Raw genomic sequence first — 2450 nt, forward strand, 5'->3', positions numbered from 1 at the left:
GCCGAACGCGGCGGCGCTGGCCCGCAGCCGGTCGAGCTGGTGCGCGCGGACGGCGGGCAGCGGCTCGCCCATCAGCTCGGCGGCGATCAGCTGGTCCAGCACCGGGGTGCCGACGTCGCTGTAGACGCGCTCGGAGGCCAGCCGGCGCACCAGCGCGGGAGCGGCCCGCACCCAGCCGATCCGCAGGCCGCCCCAGAGCAGCTTGCCCGCCGAGCCGACGGTGACGACCTGCGCGGCCCGGTCCAGGGCGGCCGTCGGACGCGGCAGCGGCGCGGAGGGCTCCACGCCCCAGGCGAGCTCGGCGGTGGTCTCGTCGACCAGGACGACCGTGCCCGCCGTCCGGGCGGCGGCGAGCAGCTCGCGGCGCTGCTCCTCGCCGATCAGCGCGCCGGTCGGGTTGTGGAAGTCGGGCAGCACGTAGGCGAGCCGGGGCGCGGCGCCGTGCAGCACCCGGCGCCACTCGGCGAGGTCCCAGCGCGGCCCGCGCAGCGGACCGTCCGGCCACGCGTACGGGACGGGCACCAGCCGGGCCTCGGCGAGCCGCAGGGCCTGGAGGGTGTGCGCGTAGCTGGGCGCCTCGACGGCGACGCGGTCGCCGCGGCCGATCAGCACCCGCTGGAGCAGGTGGAGGCCGCCCATCGCGCCGGTGGTGATCAGGATCTGGTCGGGGGTGGTCGGCAGGCCGCGCTCGGTGAAGCGGCGGGCGACGGCCTCGCGGAGCACCGGGACCCCGGTGGGGTAGTGGCCGTGCCCGGCGGCGTACCGGGGCAGCTGCTCGACGGCGCGGGCGGCGGCCTCGCCGAGGAAGGGCTGCGGGGCGGGCGGCGCGGCGACGCCGAGGTCCAGGGTGCGGTTCTGCTCGTCCGGCGGGACGGGGTGCAGGGCGTCGCTGGGCGGCGGGGCGCCCTCGGGCAGGGTGGTCCAGCTGCCGGAGCCGCGGCGGCTGCGGAGGTAGCCGTCGGTGCGCAGCGCCTCGTACGCGGTGGCGACGGTGGTGCGGCTGAGGTCCAGGGCGGTGGCGAGCTCGCGTTCGGCGGGCAGGCGGGCGCCGACCGGCAGGCGGCCCTCGGTGACCAGCAGCCGGATCTGGCCGGCGAGGGTGCGGTAGGCGGGCCGGCGGACGGTGTCCGGTGCGGGCAGCCGCGCGGTGGAGAGCAGCCGGGCGAGCGCCGGGGGAGTGACGGTGGTGTGCCAGTCGGCCATGGGTGATCAGTCCACTTGCTCGGGATTGGCCCTGGAGTGGGCCCGGTTGGCCCCTTCATCATGGCAGCGCGGCCGTCGAGGCCGCCATCGCCGGGGCCCGCTCCCGGGGTGTGGCACCACCGCAGGAGCACCATTGGCCACCACCGCGACCCCGACCCCCGTCCCGTCCGGGCGGACCCCGCTCGCCGTTCGCGTGTTCGGCGACACCCACGCCCTCGGCCGCCGCCTCCCGCAGCTCTTCGGCGGCCTCGCGCTGTACGGCGCGAGCATGGCGCTGATGCTCCGCTCCGGCCTCGGGCTCGACCCCTGGGACGTCCTGCACCAGGGCCTCCAGCGCGTGCTCGGACTGACCGTCGGGGCCTGGGTGACGATCTGCGGCGCCCTCGTCCTGCTGCTGTGGATCCCGCTGCGCCAGCGGCCCGGGCTCGGCACCGTCGCCAACGTGCTCGTGATCGGCGCCGCCATGGACCTCACCCTCGGGGTCGTCGACGGCGTCGGCGCGCTGCCCGCCCGGGTCGCCCTCATGACCACCGCGATCGTGCTCAACGGCCTGGCCAGTGGCCTCTACATCGGCGCCCGCCTCGGTCCGGGCCCACGCGACGGCCTGATGACCGGCCTGCACCGGCGCACCGGCCGCTCGCTGCGGCTCATCCGCACCGGCATCGAACTGACCGTGCTCACCGCCGGAGTCCTCCTCGGCGGCACCGCCGGGGTCGGCACCATCGCGTACGCGCTGGCCATCGGCCCGCTGGTGCAGTTCTTCCTGCCCTGGTGCACCGCGCCCGCCCCGGGGCAAACCTCCCGGAAGGGATGAACTTCCGGGCACGGAGTTGCCGCGCGGCGTTGCCGCTCGTCGCGCGCCGGGGGTGGAACCTCGTAAGGTCGTCTCCGTGTTGGACGAGATGCGGATACGGGATCTTGGGGTCATCGACGACGCGGTGGTCGAACTGGCCCCCGGCTTCACCGCCGTGACCGGTGAGACCGGCGCCGGAAAGACCATGGTGGTGACCAGCCTCGGCCTCCTGCTCGGCGGCCGGGCCGACCCGGGACTGGTGCGGGGCGGCACCGGGCGCGCCGTCGTCGAGGGCCGGCTCGAACTGCCCGCCGGCTCCCCGGCGGCGGCCCGCGCGATCGAGGCCGGGGCCGAACTGGACGACGGCGCCCTGCTGATCAGCCGCACCGTCTCCGCCGAGGGGCGCTCGCGGGCGCACGTCGGCGGCCGGGCGGTGCCGGTCGGGCTGCTCGCC

3 protein-coding genes are annotated in these 2450 nt (G+C 77.0%); 2 read left to right on the top strand and 1 reads right to left on the bottom strand.

The features are described from left to right. A partial coding sequence (locus AB0O00_RS35670; protein ID WP_363658858.1) for a PLP-dependent aminotransferase family protein occupies positions 1 to 1203 on the bottom strand: 1203 nt, incomplete at its 3' end. A gap of 193 nt (positions 1204 to 1396) precedes the next feature. On the opposite strand from AB0O00_RS35670, the gene AB0O00_RS35675 reads away from it, so the two are divergent. Together AB0O00_RS35675 and AB0O00_RS35680 are read left to right on the top strand one after the other, a co-directional pair. Further along, the gene (locus AB0O00_RS35675) at positions 1397 to 2017 is read left to right on the top strand and encodes a hypothetical protein (protein WP_363658859.1); all 621 of its coding nucleotides are present in this window, start codon (positions 1397 to 1399) and stop codon (positions 2015 to 2017) included. Positions 2018 to 2105: 88 nt separating this feature from the next. Further along, positions 2106 to 2450, top strand: a 345-nt coding sequence (locus AB0O00_RS35680) for an AAA family ATPase (RefSeq protein ID WP_363658860.1), incomplete at its 3' end; no start/stop codon positions are given.

It is taken from the genome of Kitasatospora sp. NPDC093558, assembly GCF_040683475.1.
GTDB lineage: Bacteria > Actinomycetota > Actinomycetes > Streptomycetales > Streptomycetaceae > Kitasatospora.